The organism is Limnohabitans sp., from assembly GCF_031539175.1.
Classification (GTDB): domain Bacteria; phylum Pseudomonadota; class Gammaproteobacteria; order Burkholderiales; family Burkholderiaceae_C; genus Limnohabitans.
Genome location: NZ_JAVKLQ010000069.1, coordinates 1 through 17,077, shown reverse-complemented (window position 1 = coordinate 17,077; position 17,077 = coordinate 1). Strand labels below are relative to the sequence as shown.

Genomic DNA, 17,077 nt, shown 5'->3' with positions numbered 1-17,077 from the left:
TGCGCTAGAATATAAGGCTTATGCGGGAATAGCTCAGTTGGTAGAGCGCAACCTTGCCAAGGTTGAGGTCGCGAGTTCGAGTCTCGTTTCCCGCTCCAAATTCGATAAGGGAAGCAGCAGCTTCCCTTTTTCGTCAAAGTAGATGGCGCGATAGCAAAGCGGTTATGCACCGGATTGCAAATCCGTTTAGCCCAGTTCGACTCTGGGTCGCGCCTCCAGAATAATGCCTGTACTTGTTCGCAAGTATGGGCATTTTTTTCGCCTGCACACTCGACACACTCCCTGCACACGTTTTTCACAATCAGTCACTTCCGGCAGGGCTGTTTCATGTGCTCAATTTATCGGACGGTTTGACCTGCATGCTGCATGCCAATCGATGGTGCAAGGGCGCAACTATAAAATTTCTTGTATGCAACCTCCTGATTCCACAAAGCCGTCCCGACATTTTTCAAACCGACGGGCTGCTTTTGCCACTGGTTTCAAAGACGCGTTGGGGGCGCCCGTGTTGGTGTTGTTCGCGGGCATGATTGGCTTCGGTGCGATGGGCCAAACCCACGGGTTCAATGCTTGGATGACGGGCCTGACGAGTTTGTTGATGTTTGCGTTGCCGGGTCAAGTGGTGTTGTTGGAGATGTTGATCTCGGGCTCATCCGTGCTGGCCATTGCGTTTGCGGTGACGCTGACATCGGCGCGTTTTGTGACGATGGTGGTGACCTTGTTTCCGCAACTGCACCGCCAAGATCGCAACCGTGGTTTGTATGCGTGGGTGCACTTGCTGGCGATGACAGCGTGGGCGGTGTCCATGCGCGAGTTCACGTACATGTCCCCCAAGTACCGCTTGAGTTATTTCATAGGCATTGGCTTGCCATGCTGGTTGATTGCGTTGCCCGGCACGGTGTTGGGTTATCTGGCTGCGGGCTGGGTGCCTGCGGCGGTGACTTTGGGTTTGGTGTTCATCAACCCGTTGTTTTTCTTGTTGACGTTCACCGAGGTCAAGCCGTGGGCCAATCGCATCGCGATTGTGTTGGGCTGTCTGATCGGGCCGGGGTTTTATGTGTTGGATGCCAATAGCAGTTTGCTGACCACCGGTTTGGTGGCTGGAACTTTGGCTTATGCGCTGGACCGCAAGTGGCTGCGCCCAGCACCCGTGGAGGTGTCGGCATGAGTGCTGCGGTGCAGGGTTGGGAGACGTGGCTAGCACTCAGCGCGGCATGCTTGGGCACGTACCTGTGCCGTGCTTTGGGCGTCAAGTTGTCGGGGCATATTCACGCTGAGAGCGAGTTTTTTAAGTGGATTTCTGCGGTGACTTACGCGATGGTGGCAGCGCTCACGATTCGCATGATTTTGATGCCCTTGGGCTTGTTGTCGACGGTCCCCATGGCGTTGCGCGTGTTGATTTGCGCGCTGAGCCTTGGTGTGATGGTGTCAAGCCCTAAGCGCCGCTTGGTGCCCGCCTTGTTAACGGGCACCTTGTTGATGTTGGCGTATGGTGTGACGCGCTGACTTCGCTGTACGGTCCTTCACGAGGCGGTATCGGTATTGAACTGCAGCGCTGCCAAGCTGGCGTATAAACCGCCTTGTGCCAGCAAGCTCGTGTGGGTGCCGCGTTCGATCAAGGCCCCGTGGTCCATCACCCAAATTTCGTCGGCTTTTTGCACGGTGGCCAAGCGATGGGCAATGACCAAGGTGGTGCGCCCTTGCATGGCGGTGTTCAGCGCGGCTTGCACCATGCGCTCGCTGTGCGCGTCTAAGGCGCTGGTGGCTTCGTCGAGCAACAAGAGCGGCGGGTTTTTGAGCATGGCACGCGCAATGGCGATGCGTTGACGTTGACCGCCCGACAAGCGCACACCGCGTTCACCCAAAAACGTGTCGTAGCCTTGGGGCAGGGCGGTGATGAACTCATCGGCGAAGGCCGCTTGGGCCGCTGCCATCACTTGTGCTTGTGTGGCGTTGGGGCTGCCGTAGCGAATATTGTCAAACGCGGTGCCCGAAAAAATGACGGGCTCTTGCGGCACGATGCCAATGCGTTGGCGCAGATCCACCAAATCGAGTTGGGTGAGGTCCACGCCGTCAAGGATGATGTGGCCCGCATCGGGATCATGAAAGCGCAGCAGCAGCCCAAACAAGGTGCTTTTGCCTGCGCCGCTGGGGCCAACGATGGCCACCGTTTGACCGGCGTTCACTTGGGCCGTCAGCTGGTCCACCGCAGGCTGTTGTGGCCGTGAGGGATAGCGAAATGCCACGTGGTTGAGTTGCAGGCTTGAGCCGTGTTGAGGCCATGTGGCGTGCTGGGGGTGTTCAGGCGAATGCACATCTGAGCGGGTGTGGAGCAACTCCATCAAGCGCTCGGTGGCACCGGCGGCACGCAGCAAGTCGCCGTACACCTCGCCCAAAACGGCGAAGGCGCTGGCCAGCAAGATGACATACACCACGGTTTGCCCCAATTCGCCCGCGGTGGTGGTGCCTTGTTGAACCGAGACCGTGCCTTGGTAGAGCCCCCACAGCAACGCCGCGCTAGACGCCAAGATGATGAAGCCCACCAGCATCGAACGGGCTTTGGCGCGCTTTAAGGCGGTGCCTACAGCCGAGTCGGTGGCGTGGATGAAGCGGGTGGTTTCTTGTGCTTCTGCGGTGTAGCTTTGCACCACGGGAATGGCGTTGAGTACTTCGGCGGCCATGGCGCTGGCATCGGCCACGCGGTCTTGGCTGGCGCGCGAGAGGCGCCGCACACGACGACCTAACAGCACGCTGGGCCAGACCACCAAGACCAGCACACCCACGACTTGCAGCATGAGCAACGGGTTGGTCCAAATCAGCATCAACAAGGCACCCACGCCCATGATGACGTTGCGCAAACCCATCGACAGCGATGACCCGACGACGGTTTGAATCAGTGTGGTGTCGTTGGTGAGGCGCGACAGCACTTCGCCCGTTTGCGTGGTTTCAAAAAACGAGGGGCTTTGGCGCAGCACATGCCCGTAGACGGCGTTGCGCACATCGGCGGTGATGCGCTCACCCAGCCAAGTGACCAAGTAAAAGCGCACCGCCGAAAACACCGCCAAGGCTCCCGCAACCGCGAACAAAGCCAGAAAGTGGCCAACCAATTGCTGGCCATCGGTGGGGTTGTGCAAGCCTTGGTCGATCAATTGACGCAGCGCCCACGGAAAGCTCAGCGTGGTGCCCGCCGCCAGCAGCAAGAACACACTGGCTAAAACAATGCGGCTCTTGTAGGGGCGCACGAAAGGCAGCAAGCCTTTGAGTGCGCCGGGGGCTTGGGGTGTGGTGCTCAATTGACCATGACCAATTTACCCATCACACCGCGTGAGCCCATGTCGGCGTACGCCTGCTTGAGTTGCGCCATGGGCAAGGTGTTGTGAATGACGGGTTTGATTTTTCCAGCGCCATACCACTGGGCCAGCTCTTGCATCATGGCGGCATTGGCTGCGGGTTCGCGGCGTGCAAAGTCGCCCCAGAACACCCCAACGATGGAGGCGCCTTTGAGCAAGGCCAAGTTCCAAGGTAGCGCGGGGATGGGGCCTGCGGCAAAGCCGACCACCAAGTAACGGCCGCGCCAAGCGATGGAGCGAAACGCGGGCTCGGCAAATTCGCCACCAACGGGGTCATAAATGACGTCTGGGCCTTTGCCATCGGTGAGGGCTTTGAGGGCGTCGCGCAAGTTCTCTGTGCTGTAGTTGATGCTGGCGTCGGCACCGATGGACGTGCAGAGCGCACATTTTTCCGCATTCGATGCAGCGGCGATGACGCGTGCGCCTGCCGCTTTGGCAATTTGAATGGCGGCTGTGCCCACGCCGCCCGCAGCGCCGAGCACCAACACCGTTTCACCCGCTTTGAGTTGGCCACGGTCCATCAGCGCGTGGTGCGAGGTGGCGTAAGTCATGATGAAGGCGGCGGCATCGACCGCCGGAAACCCTGCTGGCAAAGGCATGCACAGCTTGGCGGGGGCCAAGGTGTGGGTGCCAAAGCCACCGGTGCCGCTGAGGCAGGCCACGGCTTGGTCGACCTTGAGGTGCGTGACGCCTTCGCCCACGGCCTCGATGGTGCCGGCGTATTCAGAGCCCGGCACGAAGGGCAGGGGCGGCTTCATTTGGTATTTGTTTTGCACGATCAACAGATCGGGGAAGTTCAAGCTGGCCGCTTCGATGCGAATCAGAACTTCGCCTGCACCGGGTTGGGGCGTGGGCAGTTCTTGCCAAGTCAGGGCGTCGACGCCGATGGGGTTTTCACAAAGCCAAGCATGCACAGGAGTCTCCTTTGAGTGTTTGCTGAATGATAGGCGTGCGGGGGCGCTGGGTTTGTCTCAAACTCTACAATTGAAAAGCAATTAAAGGCTCGCATGAACATTTTGATTTCCAATGACGATGGCTATCAGGCCCCAGGCATCGTCGCTTTGTACGAAGCGCTCAAAGATTTGGGCCGTGTTGAAGTGGTGGCCCCCGAGCACAACAACAGCGCCAAGTCGAATGCCTTGACCCTGCATTCGCCGCTGTATGTGCACACTGCAGCGAATGGCTTTCGTTATGTGAACGGCACGCCCGCCGACTGTGTGCACATTGCGCTGACGGGCTTGTTGGACTACACCCCCGATTTGGTGGTCTCCGGCATCAACAACGGCGCAAACATGGGCGACGACACGATTTACTCTGGCACCGTGGGTGCCGCGATGGAGGGCTATCTGTTTGGCATCCCCGCGATTGCATTTTCTCAAGTAGAAAAGGGTTGGGCGCACATTGACGATGCAGCCGCAGCCGCTCGCGCCTTGGTGTTGCAAATGCAGCAGCAGGGGCAAATCAAGGGCGAACCTTGGCTGCTGAATGTGAACATTCCCAATCAGCCGTTGGCGCAACTCAAACCGCTGCGGGTGACACGCTTGGGCCGTCGCCACTCGGCGGAGCGGGTGATCACCCAAATGAGCCCACGCGGCGAGACCATGTATTGGATTGGCAGCGCGGGCGCGGCCAAAGACGACAGCGATGGCACCGACTTTCATGCCACGTTTGAAGGCCACCTCTCGATCACGCCCTTGCATGTGGACCTCACGGAGCACGCCACCTTGCCTGTGTGGGCTCAGCGTTTGAGCGAGAGTAAGACGGCATGAAACCTAGGCCCAGTTTTCCAGCACGTTTAGACACCTCGAATGACCAAGCCAAGCCCAAGGCCTTGCTGGGTGCCACGCGTGTGGTGACCCCGCAAACGGCGATGCGCGGGGCAGCGCCTACGCCCCTGGCCAGCCCAACGGGGGTGGGCCTTGATTCTTCGGCGGTGCGCAAACGCATGGTGCAAAAGCTGGCTGAGCAGGGCGTGCAAGACAACGTGGTGCTCGACGCGATGGGGCGCATTGAGCGCCACCGCTTTGTCGATTCAGCCTTGGTGAACCAAGCCTACGAAGACACCAGCTTGCCGATTGGGCTGGGGCAAACAATTTCAAAGCCCAATGTGGTGGCCCGCATGATTACTTTGCTGCGCGAGGCGCCAGGTCTGCAGGCTGCGCCTATGGGGCGCGTGCTTGAAATTGGCACTGGGTGCGGCTACCAAGCGGCCGTGCTGTCGTTGGTGGCGCGCGAGGTCTACAGCATGGAGCGCTTGCGGGGCTTGCACGACAAAGCCAAAGAGAACTTGCGGCCCATGCGCTTGCCCAATCTGCATTTGATGTTTGGCGATGGCATGTTGGGTTATCCCAAGGGTGCGCCCTACAGCGCCATCATCGCAGCAGCGGGCGGCGAGGCGGTGCCGCAAGCTTGGATTGACCAATTGGCCATGGGCGGGCGCATCGTGGCGCCCATGCAAACCACCGCGGGTCAACAGGCCTTGGTGGTGATTGACAAGACGCCACAGGGCTTGCAGCAAACTTTGCTCGAAGCGGTGCACTTCGTACCTCTAAAATCAGGCATTGCTTGACGACGGAGAAAAACGCATGTTACGTGCAGGAAAATGGGGTGCTGTTGCCCTGATGACAGCCTGTGTGCTGTCGGGGTGCGCCAATAAAACACGCCAAGCGCCTGTGGATGAACGCTCTCCTCAGACATCGCGATCTGCAACCAAGCCACTGCCAGGTGCTGAAAATACGGGCAAGGCGGGTTACTACACCGTCAAACCGGGCGACACCTTGATTCGCATTGGCATGGACAACGGCCAAACTTGGCGCGACTTGGTGCGCTGGAATAACTTAGAAAACCCCAATTTGATTGAGACGGGCCAAGTGCTGCGCATTGCGCCGCCTGCTCCCGAGGTGGTGGCGACCAAGCCTGGGACGACCCCAGCCGCCGTCGCCAACTTGCCTGCAGCCTCCGCGGGTGCGACACCTGCGATGCCAGCGGCCAGTGCGGCGTCTGCGGCGGCAGGGGCCAAGCCTGCTGCGCCTGTGGCCGCAGAAGCTGAAGAGGCTGTCAATTTTCAGTGGCCCACCCGTGGTAATTTGATTGCTGGGTTTGATGAAGCCAAAAACAAAGGCTTGGACATTGCAGGCAAAGCCGGTGATCCCGTGCTCGCAGCCGCCGACGGTCGCGTGGTGTATGCCGGCGCGGGCTTGCGTGGCTATGGCAACTTGATCATCGTCAAACACAACAACACGTATTTGACGGCTTACGCGCACAACCAAGCCTTGCTGGTGAAAGAAGACCAAGCCATCAAGCGGGGTCAAAAAATTGCCGAAATGGGCAACAGCGACGCCGATCAAGTGAAGCTGCATTTTGAAATTCGCCGTCAAGGCAAACCGGTGGACCCCGCCAAATATTTGCCTGCGAACTGATGACCGATACAACGACGACAGAAAAGAAATGGCCGGACAACGCGCTGACCATTGAATCGATGGACCTCGAAGCCCAAGGCGTGGCACACCGCGCCGACGGCAAAGTGGTGTTTGTGGAAGGCGCCTTGCCCTTTGAGGTGGTGCGCGCCAACATCCATCGCAAGAAAAACAATTGGGAAATGGGCTCGTTGCTGGAAGTCATGCAAGAGTCCTCACAGCGTGTGACGCCCGGCTGTGTGAACTTCGGGCTGCATGCGGGTGCCTGTGGTGGCTGCAAGATGCAGCACCTCGATGCCACGGCGCAAGTCGCCATCAAACAACGCGCGATGGAAGACAACTTGTGGCATTTGGGCAAAGTCAAACCCGAAACCATGCTGCGCCCGATTCAAGGCCCCGCTTGGGGCTACCGTTACCGCGCCCGTTTGTCGGTGCGTTATGTCATCAAGAAGGGCGAGGTTTTGGTGGGCTTTCACGAGCGCAAGAGCCGCTATGTGGCCGACATGCGCAGCTGCCGCATCTTGCCGCCCCATGTGGATGCCATGTTGCTACCCCTGCGTGCCTTGATTGGCAGCATGGAGGCGCGTGAGACCTTGCCTCAAATTGAATTGGCTTGTGGTGATCACGTCACAGCCTTGGTGTTGCGTCACATGGAGCCGTTGAGCGATGGCGACATGACGCTGCTGCGCCAATTTGCCGCGCAATACAACGTGCAGTGGTGGTTGCAATCCAAAGGCCCTGACACGGTGAAGTTGATGGACGAAGAGGGCGCGGTGCCGCTGTCTTACGCTTTGCCTGAGTTCGGCATCACCATGCCATTCAAGCCCACAGATTTCACGCAAGTCAACCCACACATCAACCGCGTGTTGGTCACCCGTGCCTTGCGCTTGTTGGATGTGAAGCCGAATGAACGTGTGATTGATTGGTTCTGTGGCTTGGGCAACTTCACCTTGCCTTTGGCGACGATGGCACGCGAGGTGCTCGGCATTGAGGGCAGCGAGGCTTTGGTGACACGTTCGCGCGAAAACTTGGTGGCCAACCAAGCGGGGCGTCACACGCCTTTGGCGCCTACGCAGTTTGTGGCACGCAATTTGTTTGAAATGACGCCTGAGTTGTTGATTCAAGACGGCACGGCTGACAAGTGGTTGGTGGACCCACCGCGCGAAGGTGCGTTTGCCTTGGCCCAAACCTTGGCGACGTTGCATGAACAACCCGAGTTGCGTCAAGGCTGGACGCCGCCCAAGCGCATCGTCTACGTGAGCTGTAACCCCGCCACGCTGGCGCGAGATGCGGGGGTGCTGGTCAATTCAGCGGGTTACCGCATCTCATCGGCGGGCGCTGTGAATATGTTTCCGCACACGGCGCATGTGGAAAGCATGGCGGTGTTTGACTTGGCGTGAGGCCGATCAGGCCGCGTTCAACACAAACAAAGCTGTTTGGATCGACGTAAAAAAAGGCTGCTCATGAGCAGCCTTTTTTGTGTGCGCTGAACGCCTAGGGCGTTCGTTGGCGTATGGTTGTGTTTACTCGCGTTCGCCGCCAAAGATGCCCAGCAAGGCCAGCAGGCTTTGGAACACGTTGATCACGTCCAAATACAGCGTCAAGGTGGCGCTGATGTAGTTGGTTTCGCCGCCGTCCACGATTTGCTTCAGGTCATACAGCATGAAGGCGCTGAAGATGCCGATGGACAAGACCGAAATGGCCATCATGCCCGCCGATGAGCCGACGAACATGTTGATGATGCTGCCCACCAACAGCACCATGGCGCCGATCGTCAACCATTTGCCCATGCTGGACAGGTCACGTTTGATGACCGTGGACAAACTGGCCATCAAGAAAAACACGCCAGCTGTGCCACCAAACGCGGTCATCACCAATTCAGCGCCGTTTTTGAAGCCCAACACCATGGCGATCATGCGAGAGAGCATCAGGCCCATGAAGAAGGTGAAGCCCAACAGCACATACACGCCTGTGACGCTGTGTTTGGTTTTTTCGATGGCGTAGATGAAGCCAAAAGCACCGGCAAGCATCAAGATCATGCCCAAGCCGCCTGAGAACACACGGCTGATGCCGGTTTCAACGCCAATCCATGCTCCGAGCACGGTGGGCAGCATGCTCAGAGCGAGCAAGACGTAAGTGTTACGCATGACGCGGTTGCGCTGTTGTTCGTCTAAAACGTAATGGTCAGCAGTTTGGAATTGGTTGTACATACCAAGGTCTCCGAAAAACACCTGCACATGCAGATGTGGCGAATTCTAATGTGTCTGTTCCTTTTGATTTACTTCCTACTTTTCTTGAGGTTTCTTTTGCTTTCAGCGGCTTAATTCGACCTCGCTCAGTCGGTATGCTTAGCGTCTTTCAAACTGACCTCTCGTATTGCTATGAAGACCAAACACTTTCTCGAATCTGCTGATATCAAAGCCATCGCTGCTGCCGCTGAAGCGGAAGCCCTGAAGAACAACTGGGCGGTGACCATTGCCATCGTGGACGACGGTGGCCATTTGCTGTCTTTGCAGCGCTTGGACGGTGCACCTCCTATTTCTGCACACATTGCGCCCTCTAAAGCCAACACAGCCGCGTTGGGTCGCCGTGAAAGCAAAATTTACGAAGACGTGATCAACGGTGGCCGCGTTTCTTTCTTGAGCGCTCCCGATCTCAAAGGCTTGCTCGAAGGCGGCGTGCCGATCATGAAAGACGGCCAGTGCATCGGTGCAGTTGGCGTGAGCGGTGTGAAGTCCAACGAAGATGCGCAAATTGCCAAGGCTGGTATCGCGGCCATCGGCTTGTAAATCAGCGCTGACAGGCGCTGGGTTTCACCGTTAGGTTGACGTTGCGCCCAAACAAAAGCCCCACATTGCGTTTGCGATGTGGGGCTTTTGTGCATGTGGGAGGTTGGCTTTAGTAAATCAAGCGCTCAGGGCTGATCTCTTGCAGGATGGTGGTGGCAATTTCTTCAATGCTCTTGTGCGTGGTGGACAACCAGCGAATGCCCGCGCGACGCATCATGGCTTCGGCTTCGGCCACTTCGTTTCTGCAGTTGAGCAGGCTGGCGTACTTGGAGTTGGGGCGGCGCTCGTTGCGGATTTCGCTCAGACGCTCGGGCTGAATGGTCAGTCCAAAGATTTTCTTTTTGTGTGGCGTCAGGGCAGGGGGGAGTTGACGGCGGTCGAAGTCTTCGGGGATCAGCGGATAGTTGGCGGCCTTTAGGCCGTATTGCATTGCTAAATAAAGGCTGGTCGGCGTTTTGCCGCTGCGGCTCACACCTACCAAAATCACGTCGGAAGACTCCAAGTCGCGGTTGAGCTGGCCATCGTCATGCGCCAAGCTGAAATTGATGGCTTCGATGCGGTCGTGGTATTCCTTGCTTTTGCTCACGTCCGAAAAACGCCCAATGCGGTGATTGGATTTGACGCCCAGCTCTTCTTCCAGTGGATTCACGAACGTGCCAAACATGTCCAGCAAGCGGCCTTTGCAGCCGTCTTGAATGACTTTGAGCACATCCATGTCGACCAAGGTGGTGAACACAATGGGCTTGCGGCCTTCGACTTCTGCGGTGTGGTTGATTTGGCGCACGGCTTGGTGCGCTTTGTCCACTGAATCCACAAACGGCAGGCGAATGTGGCGAAACTTGAACTCAAACTGCGCAAGGATGGCGTTGCCAAAGGTCTCGGCGGTGATGCCAGTGCCGTCGGAAACGAAGAAAACGGTGGGGTTGGGCATGAAAAACTTTCAAGTTCGAGAGCTGGTTTGCACACGTTTGGTGCACCAAGCGGTTAGGGTAGCCACCTACAATTGCCTATTATCTGAATTTCGCCACCGCTTCACGGCAACCCATTCAAAAAACAACAAAGTTGTTCCCCTGCGTGTGGCCGCGCCTGTTTTAACTTTTGGAGCTTTCCTATGTCAGCACTGTTCAGCCCTACCGCCTTGGTGGTCCCGTTCGAAAACTTGAGAATGACCGATGTCGAGTCGGTCGGCGGTAAAAACGCCAGTTTGGGCGAGATGATTTCGCAATTGCCTTCTGGCGTGCGCGTACCTACCGGTTTTGCCACCACGGCTCACGCCTTTCGTGAGTTCTTAGCTTACGACGGCTTGGTCGACAAAATCAACGCCCGTTTGGACAAGCTCGACACCGAAGACGTGCGTGCTTTGGCCGCAGCTGGCGCTGAAATCCGTGCCATGGTGGAAGCCCAACCTTTCCCTGCTGACTTGCAAAAGGCCATTTCCGAGGCTTTTGCCACTTTGTCTGCTGGCAACGCTGCCGCCACGTTTGCGGTGCGTTCATCGGCCACTGCCGAAGACTTGCCTGACGCTTCGTTCGCAGGCCAACAAGAAACTTTTCTGAACGTGCACGGCATCGATGAAGTGCTGCACAAAATGAAAGAGGTGTTTGCCTCGTTGTACAACGACCGCGCCATCAGCTACCGCGTGCACAAGGGCTTTGCCCACGCCGACGTGGCTTTGTCTGCCGGTGTGCAACGCATGGTGCGCTCCGACTTAGGCGCTGCCGGTGTGATGTTCACCATCGACACCGAATCAGGTTTTGAAGACGTGGTGTTCATCACGTCAAGCTACGGCCTCGGCGAGACCGTGGTGCAGGGCGCTGTGAACCCTGACGAGTTCTATGTGCACAAGCCAACCCTTAAGGCTGGCAAGCGCGCTGTGATTCGCCGTAACTTGGGCTCCAAGCTCTTGCAAATGGAGTTCTCCACAGCCGAAGAGAAAAAAGCCACTGGCAAATTGGTCAAGACCACCGATGTGCCCACTGAGTTGCGTAACCGCTACTCGTTGACCGATGCAGATGTTGAGCAATTGGCCCACTACGCCATGGTGATTGAAGCCCATTACGGCCGTCCCATGGACATCGAATGGGGCAAAGACGGCACAGACGGCTTGTTGTACATCTTGCAAGCGCGTCCAGAAACCGTGAAGAGCCAAGCCAAAGGCCAGTCTGAATTCCGTTACAAGCTCAAAGGCCACAGCACCGTGTTGGCCGAAGGCCGCGCGATTGGCCAAAAAATTGGCACAGGCCCTGTGCGCTTGGTGCACAACATCAGCGAGATGGACACGGTCCAGCCCGGCGATGTGCTGGTGACCGACATGACCGACCCCAACTGGGAGCCCGTGATGAAGCGCGCCAGCGCCATCGTCACCAACCGTGGTGGCCGTACTTGCCACGCCGCCATCATTGCGCGTGAGTTGGGCATTCCTGCTGTAGTGGGTTGCGGTGACGCGACCGAGCGTTTGAAAGACGGCACGTTGGTGACGGTGAGCTGCTCTGAGGGTGACACGGGCTTCATCTATGACGGCCTGCTCGAAACCGAAGTGACTGAAGTTCAGCGCGGCGAGATGCCTAAGATCAAAACCAAGATCATGATGAACGTGGGTAACCCACAGTTGGCGTTTGACTTCTGCCAGTTGCCCAACGAAGGCGTCGGCTTGGCCCGTTTGGAGTTCATCATCAACAACAACATTGGTGTGCACCCCAAGGCGATTCTTGACTACCCCAATGTGGATGCCGATTTGAAGAAGGCGGTGGAGTCTGTGGCCCGTGGCCACGCGTCTCCTCGCGCGTTCTACGTGGACAAAGTGGCCGAAGGCATTGCCACCATTGCAGCGGCGTTCTATCCAAAACCCGTCATCGTGCGTATGTCTGACTTCAAGTCCAACGAATACCGCAAACTCATTGGCGGCAGCCGCTACGAGCCAGAGGAAGAAAACCCCATGCTGGGTTTCCGTGGTGCCGCGCGCTACATCAGCGAAGACTTCGGTGAAGCCTTTGCGATGGAATGTGAAGCCATGCGTCGCGTGCGCGAAGACATGGGCTTGACCAACGTGCAAGTGATGGTGCCTTTCGTGCGCACCTTGGGCCAAGCCGAGCGCGTGACCAACCTGTTGGCCGAGCACGGGTTGAAGCGCGGCGTGAACGATCTCAAGGTCATCATGATGTGCGAAGTGCCGAGCAACGCCATTTTGGCCGACGACTTTTTGAAGTTCTTTGATGGCTTCTCGATTGGTTCAAACGACTTGACCCAGCTCACCTTGGGTCTGGACCGTGACTCTGGCTTGGAGTTGCTGGCCGCTGACTTTGACGAGCGTGATCCTGCTGTGAAAGCCTTGTTGACCAAAGCCATCTCTTCGTGTTTGGCGCAAGGCAAGTACGTGGGTATTTGCGGCCAAGGCCCCAGCGACCACCCTGATTTTGCCCATTGGCTGGCCGATCAAGGCATCACCTCGATCTCGCTCAATCCAGACAGCGTGATTGAGACTTGGAAATCTCTCGCCAAGTAAACCAACACGGTGCTGTGTGACAAAGATCTCAGGGGCAAATCCTGAGATCTTTTCACATGGGAAGCTGATAAAACTCAGGCGTGATGCACGAACTTAAGCCGACCCCCTTGATCGACGCACGGGCGAACAACCCGGAGTCTGTCGCGCGGTCGTCCTCTCATGGGCGAGCGTTTGTGGGCGTGCTCTGTCTATTTGGTGTGACGTTGTTGGCCATGGCGTGGGCTTGGCATTGGCCTGACCAAACCTTGCTGCATTTTTGGTTGGTCGCCCAAGCGATGCCTGTGTTGTATGTGGTGTTGGCTTGGTGGGGTGCGCAAGCCCCCACAGAGGATCGCGATGCCGCTTAAACCTTGGCGCTGGCGCTTGGTCTTGGCCGGCTTGGCTGGGCTGATCGTGTTGTCTGCGAGCTTGCTGATTGCCGATGTGATGGGCGTGTCCAAGTCCGTGATCAACGGTTTCTTTTTGGTGGTCTCCATCATTGGTTACGCGACCATTGGTATGTTTTGTCGCACCACCATGGCCGATGAGTATTACGTGGCGGGGCGCCGCGTCAGGGCTCCGTTCAATGGCATGGCCACCGCGGCTGATTGGATGTCCGCTGCGTCGTTTTTGGGCGTGACCGGTCTGTTGCTGTCCGATGGCTTTGTGGGTGATGGTTTTCACGCCGGCGGTCTGGCGTATGTGTTGGGCTGGACGGGGGGCTTTTGTTTGCTGGGCTTTTTGTTTGCCGCCAAACTCAATGCCTCCGGTGCGACCACCATTCCTCAGTTTTTAGGCCAGCGTTTTGACAGTCCTATGGTGCGCTGGCTGGCTGCTTTGGGGGCCATTTTGTGCTCCAGCATTTACTTGGTGGCGCAAATTTACGGGGTGGGTTTGGTGGCCTCCATGCTGTCGGGGCTGACTTTTGAGTTGGGCGTTTTCTTGGCTTTGGGGGGCATTTTGTTGTGCTCCTTCTTAGGCGGCATGCGTGCTGTGACGTGGACGCAGGTGGTCCAGTGCGTGGTGATCGTCGCGTCCATGGTGGCCGTGTCGGTGGCGGTGTCGTGGCAGACGCAAGGGCATCCCGTGATTGCGGTGGCGGCCGCCCAGTCGCTGCAACAGATGGAGTCGCGCATCAAGGTGATTGAGGCTGATCCCGCCGAGATGGCCACGCGCGAGGTGATGGCGCAGCGCATGTGGGACCTCGACGCCAAGATGGCCGATCCGTTGAATGCCCGTGAGTTGGAGCATCAAGTCTTGGCCAAGCAAATTGCGAAAGCCAAATCTGACAATGCGCCTTTGCGTGATATTCAGCGCCTAGAGGCCAACCCCGCTTGGCGAGAAACCGGCGTGGATCGGTTGATACAAGCATGGCAAGCCGAGCGCGACAGTTTGGCGCTGGCCATCAAACACCCTGTGGGTTTCCAAGCGCCACGGCCGGAGGGCTTCACGCAAGGGTGGGTCAATTCGATGGCCTTGGTTTTTTGTTTGATGATCGGGACCGCTGCGCTGCCCCATATTTTGGTGCGCTCATACACCGCAGCCAGTCCTGCGCAGGCTCAGCGTTCTATCGTGTGGGCCTTGGTGTTCATCGTGATCGTTTATCTGTGCGCTTCGTCGTTGGCGGTGTTGCTCAAGTCGTTTGTGTTGACTGAGTTGGTGGGGGCACATTTGAACCAGTTGCCCGAATGGGCCGATCGCTTGAAGCTGCGCAAATTGGCCTTGCTGAGCATCACCGACTACAACAACGATGGGGTGGTTCAGTACGCCGATATTCGATTGATCGAAGAGTATTTGGTGTTGGCTGTGCCTGAAATTGTTCGGATATCGCCGGTGTTCACAGGGTTGATTGCTGCTGGCGCGCTGGCCGCGGCCTTGTCGACGGCCGACGGTTTGTTGCTGACCATTTCCAACGCATTGGCTCAGGATTTGTATTTTGAAACGGTGAATCCGCAAGCCCCACCTTTGCGACGCGTCATGTTGTCCAAAATTTTGTTGATGGTGGTGGCATTGTTTGCAGCTTGGTTTGCGACAAATCGGCCTGTGAACATTTTGTTTTGGGTGACTTGTGCTTTTTCTTTGGCCGCCTCGACTTTTTTCCCCGTGCTGCTTCTTGGCTTGTATTGGCCTGCGATGAGTCGCACGGGGGCGGTGGCTGCGATGGTGTCAGGCCTTGCCATTTCTTTTTATTACATCGTGGCCAACCATCCGTGGGTGCATTTGTATTTGGACTTGCAGCCGAGTGACACGCTGTGGTGGGGGTTGGAGCCGATTTGTGCGGGTGTTTTTGGCGTGCCGGTCGGTTTATTGATGGGATTCGTCTTCAGCAAGCGCTGGCCGCATAAAAATTGACTATACTAACGGGCTTTCCCTTGCTGCACTGCGTCTGACGCCGCAAGCAGCTTCAACCCACAAGGAGTGTCCATGCGTCATTACGAAATCATTTTGTTGATCCACCCGGATCAAAGCGAGCAAGTTCCAGCCATGCTGGAGCGTTACAAAGGCATGATCACCGCTGGTGGTGGTGCTATTCACCGTATGGAAGACTGGGGCCGCCGCCAGTTGGCCTACATGATCAACAAGCTTGCCAAAGCTCACTACATTTGTTTGAACATCGAAGCTGACCAAGCTGTGATGTCTGAACTCGAACACGCGTTCAAGTTCAACGATGCTGTGTTGCGTCACCTGACCGTCTTGAAGAAGAAAGCTGATACAGCACCTTCACTCATGATGAAGACAGTGGAGCGCGAAGAAGCCCGTAAAACTCAGCAAGCTGAGTTCGCAGGCTAATTTTTGCCTTATTGCAAGGTGTGAATCACGTTGTTTTGAACGCTTGCATCGCAGAGGTTTCGGCCATGCGGTACACCCCAGCAGGTTTACCTGCACTTGATTTGAGGCTCGAACATGAGTCTGAAATTGAAGAGGCGGGGCACAAGCGGCAAGTCAAAACAAGCGTCAAAACAGTCGCTTTAGGTTCTTTGGCAGAACGTTTAGTTCGCCAGTCCTTGGGGAGTCTGTGGCAGTTCACCGGTTTTTTAGCCAGCCCTCGCAATAGCAAAAACGTCGTTCTTCATATTCAAGATTTTCAGCAAATTTCATAGGAGGCCCAGATCATGGCCACATTCAAGAAATTCAACAAAGACAAGCGCCCTAAGCGCAATACGCAATCTCTGCTCTTCAAACGCAAGCGCTTCTGCCGCTTCACCGTCACGGGCGTTGAAGAAATCGACTACAAAGACGTCGACACATTGCGTGATTTCATTGCCGAAAACGGCAAAATCATCCCCGCACGCCTGACCGGCACACGCGCCATTTACCAACGTCAGCTGAACACAGCCATCAAGCGCGCACGCTTCTTGGCCCTGGTGCCTTACAGCGACCAGCACAAGATCTAAGGAGCCCGACCATGCAAATTATTCTGCTCGACAAGGTCGTGAACCTCGGCAATCTCGGCGAAATCGTCCGAGTGAAAGACGGTTACGCACGTAACTTCTTGATCCCTTCAGGCCGCGCTCGTCGCGCCACTGAGACAGCGATCAAAGAATTCGAAGTGCGCCGCGCTGAACTCGAAAAAGCTGCTGCTGAAAAGTTGGCTGCTGCTCAAGCTCAAGGCGAAAAATTGGCCGGTACATCGGTCAAGCTCAGCCAAAAAGCGGGTGTGGACGGCCGTTTGTTCGGTTCGGTCACCAACAGCGACATCGCTGAAGCTTTGGCAAAGAACGGTTACGCTGTGGCTAAGTCACAAGTGCGTATGCCTACAGGCCCGATCAAGATTGTTGGCGACAGCACTGTGAGCGTGGCTCTGCACACTGACGTAGTGGTTGAGATCACTGTGTCTGTGTACGGCGAAACTGCTTAAGTTTTTCTCGCTCAGTCAAAAGCCGCTCTTAGGAGCGGCTTTTTTCTTTGGCGGATTCAAGGACGAAGTGCAACAAAGATGAACTGGTTATAGGTGGCTGAGGATGCGAGAGCATCATGGCCGCTTTAACCGCCAAATCGAAATTGCCCAATGTACAAGCACCTCAGCCGAGAAGAACGATACCA

The 17,077-nt window shown here is 56.8% G+C and carries 18 protein-coding genes and 2 tRNA genes; 16 read left to right on the top strand and 4 right to left on the bottom strand.

The features are described from left to right. The first annotated feature begins 22 nt into the window (after positions 1-22). The 4 genes from RMS95_RS12965 (at position 23) to RMS95_RS12950 (ending at position 1,503) form a co-directional block, all read left to right on the top strand. Positions 23-98: transfer RNA gene (locus RMS95_RS12965), tRNA-Gly, on the top strand. Between the two features lie 46 nt (positions 99-144). Further along, a tRNA-Cys gene (locus RMS95_RS12960) sits at positions 145-218 on the top strand. A gap of 191 nt (positions 219-409) precedes the next feature. Next, entirely contained in the window at positions 410-1,165 is a 756-nt protein-coding gene (locus RMS95_RS12955; protein ID WP_310646621.1) for an AzlC family ABC transporter permease, read from the top strand. Continuing rightward, the gene (locus RMS95_RS12950) at positions 1,162-1,503 is read left to right on the top strand and encodes an AzlD domain-containing protein (RefSeq protein WP_310646620.1); all 342 of its coding nucleotides are present in this window, start codon (positions 1,162-1,164) and stop codon (positions 1,501-1,503) included. The genes RMS95_RS12955 and RMS95_RS12950 overlap by 4 nt, the downstream gene beginning before the upstream one ends. Before the next feature lie 17 nt (positions 1,504-1,520). Here the strand turns inward: RMS95_RS12950 and RMS95_RS12945 are convergent, their stop codons facing one another. Beyond that, a complete protein-coding gene (locus RMS95_RS12945) occupies positions 1,521-3,290 on the bottom strand; it encodes an ABC transporter transmembrane domain-containing protein (RefSeq protein ID WP_310646619.1) in 1,770 nt (589 codons plus the stop codon). Further along, positions 3,287-4,261, bottom strand: a complete 975-nt coding sequence (locus RMS95_RS12940; RefSeq protein ID WP_310646618.1) for an NADPH:quinone oxidoreductase family protein — start codon at positions 4,259-4,261, stop codon at positions 3,287-3,289. Before RMS95_RS12940 ends, RMS95_RS12945 begins: the two co-directional genes overlap by 4 nt. 93 nt (positions 4,262-4,354) lie before the next feature. Here RMS95_RS12940 and surE point away from each other — a divergent pair, with 93 nt between their 5' ends. Genes surE through rlmD form a run of 4 tightly spaced genes read left to right on the top strand, consistent with a single transcriptional unit; the run spans position 4,355 to position 8,163 of the window. Continuing rightward, positions 4,355-5,116, top strand: a complete 762-nt coding sequence (surE, locus tag RMS95_RS12935) for a 5'/3'-nucleotidase SurE (RefSeq protein ID WP_310646617.1) — start codon at positions 4,355-4,357, stop codon at positions 5,114-5,116. Next, positions 5,113-5,916, top strand: a complete 804-nt coding sequence (locus RMS95_RS12930; RefSeq protein WP_310646616.1) for a protein-L-isoaspartate(D-aspartate) O-methyltransferase — start codon at positions 5,113-5,115, stop codon at positions 5,914-5,916. The genes surE and RMS95_RS12930 overlap by 4 nt, the downstream gene beginning before the upstream one ends. A gap of 16 nt (positions 5,917-5,932) precedes the next feature. Beyond that, on the top strand, positions 5,933-6,766 hold the full coding sequence (locus tag RMS95_RS12925) for a peptidoglycan DD-metalloendopeptidase family protein (RefSeq protein ID WP_310646615.1): 834 nt from the start codon (positions 5,933-5,935) through the stop codon (positions 6,764-6,766). Next, positions 6,766-8,163: a 23S rRNA (uracil(1939)-C(5))-methyltransferase RlmD gene (rlmD, locus tag RMS95_RS12920; RefSeq protein ID WP_310646614.1), complete on the top strand. Its 1,398-nt coding sequence runs from the start codon at positions 6,766-6,768 to the stop codon at positions 8,161-8,163. Before RMS95_RS12925 ends, rlmD begins: the two co-directional genes overlap by 1 nt. A 123-nt stretch (positions 8,164-8,286) precedes the next feature. Here the strand turns inward: rlmD and RMS95_RS12915 are convergent, their stop codons facing one another. Continuing rightward, positions 8,287-8,973 (bottom strand): Bax inhibitor-1 family protein, encoded by a 687-nt coding sequence (locus tag RMS95_RS12915; protein ID WP_310646613.1) that lies wholly within the window; start codon positions 8,971-8,973, stop codon positions 8,287-8,289. Between the two features lie 171 nt (positions 8,974-9,144). On the opposite strand from RMS95_RS12915, the gene RMS95_RS12910 reads away from it, so the two are divergent. After that, positions 9,145-9,552 (top strand): heme-binding protein, encoded by a 408-nt coding sequence (locus RMS95_RS12910; protein ID WP_310646612.1) that lies wholly within the window; start codon positions 9,145-9,147, stop codon positions 9,550-9,552. A gap of 109 nt (positions 9,553-9,661) precedes the next feature. Here RMS95_RS12910 and RMS95_RS12905 read toward each other — a convergent pair whose 3' ends face one another. Next, positions 9,662-10,483 (bottom strand): pyruvate, water dikinase regulatory protein, encoded by an 822-nt coding sequence (locus RMS95_RS12905; protein ID WP_310646611.1) that lies wholly within the window; start codon positions 10,481-10,483, stop codon positions 9,662-9,664. Positions 10,484-10,663: 180 nt separating this feature from the next. Here RMS95_RS12905 and ppsA point away from each other — a divergent pair, with 180 nt between their 5' ends. From ppsA to rplI, 7 genes are all read left to right on the top strand, one after another. Further along, positions 10,664-13,054: a phosphoenolpyruvate synthase gene (ppsA, locus tag RMS95_RS12900; protein WP_310646610.1), complete on the top strand. Its 2,391-nt coding sequence runs from the start codon at positions 10,664-10,666 to the stop codon at positions 13,052-13,054. Positions 13,055-13,137: 83 nt separating this feature from the next. Then, positions 13,138-13,401 (top strand): hypothetical protein, encoded by a 264-nt coding sequence (locus tag RMS95_RS12895; protein WP_310646609.1) that lies wholly within the window; start codon positions 13,138-13,140, stop codon positions 13,399-13,401. Further along, positions 13,391-15,385 carry a VC_2705 family sodium/solute symporter gene (locus RMS95_RS12890; RefSeq protein ID WP_310646608.1) on the top strand — a complete coding sequence of 665 codons (1,995 nt, stop codon included), beginning with the start codon at positions 13,391-13,393 and terminating at the stop codon, positions 15,383-15,385. Before RMS95_RS12895 ends, RMS95_RS12890 begins: the two co-directional genes overlap by 11 nt. Positions 15,386-15,457: 72 nt before the next feature. Next, positions 15,458-15,823 carry a 30S ribosomal protein S6 gene (gene rpsF, locus RMS95_RS12885; RefSeq protein WP_100134240.1) on the top strand — a complete coding sequence of 122 codons (366 nt, stop codon included), beginning with the start codon at positions 15,458-15,460 and terminating at the stop codon, positions 15,821-15,823. Positions 15,824-15,843: 20 nt separating this feature from the next. Next, positions 15,844-16,134 (top strand): primosomal replication protein N, encoded by a 291-nt coding sequence (priB, locus tag RMS95_RS12880; RefSeq protein WP_310646607.1) that lies wholly within the window; start codon positions 15,844-15,846, stop codon positions 16,132-16,134. Positions 16,135-16,146: 12 nt separating this feature from the next. Next, positions 16,147-16,428: a 30S ribosomal protein S18 gene (rpsR, locus tag RMS95_RS12875; RefSeq protein WP_044397946.1), complete on the top strand. Its 282-nt coding sequence runs from the start codon at positions 16,147-16,149 to the stop codon at positions 16,426-16,428. An 11-nt stretch (positions 16,429-16,439) separates the two neighbouring features. Beyond that, on the top strand, positions 16,440-16,892 hold the full coding sequence (gene rplI / locus RMS95_RS12870) for a 50S ribosomal protein L9 (protein ID WP_310646606.1): 453 nt from the start codon (positions 16,440-16,442) through the stop codon (positions 16,890-16,892). Positions 16,893-17,077 lie beyond the last annotated feature (185 nt).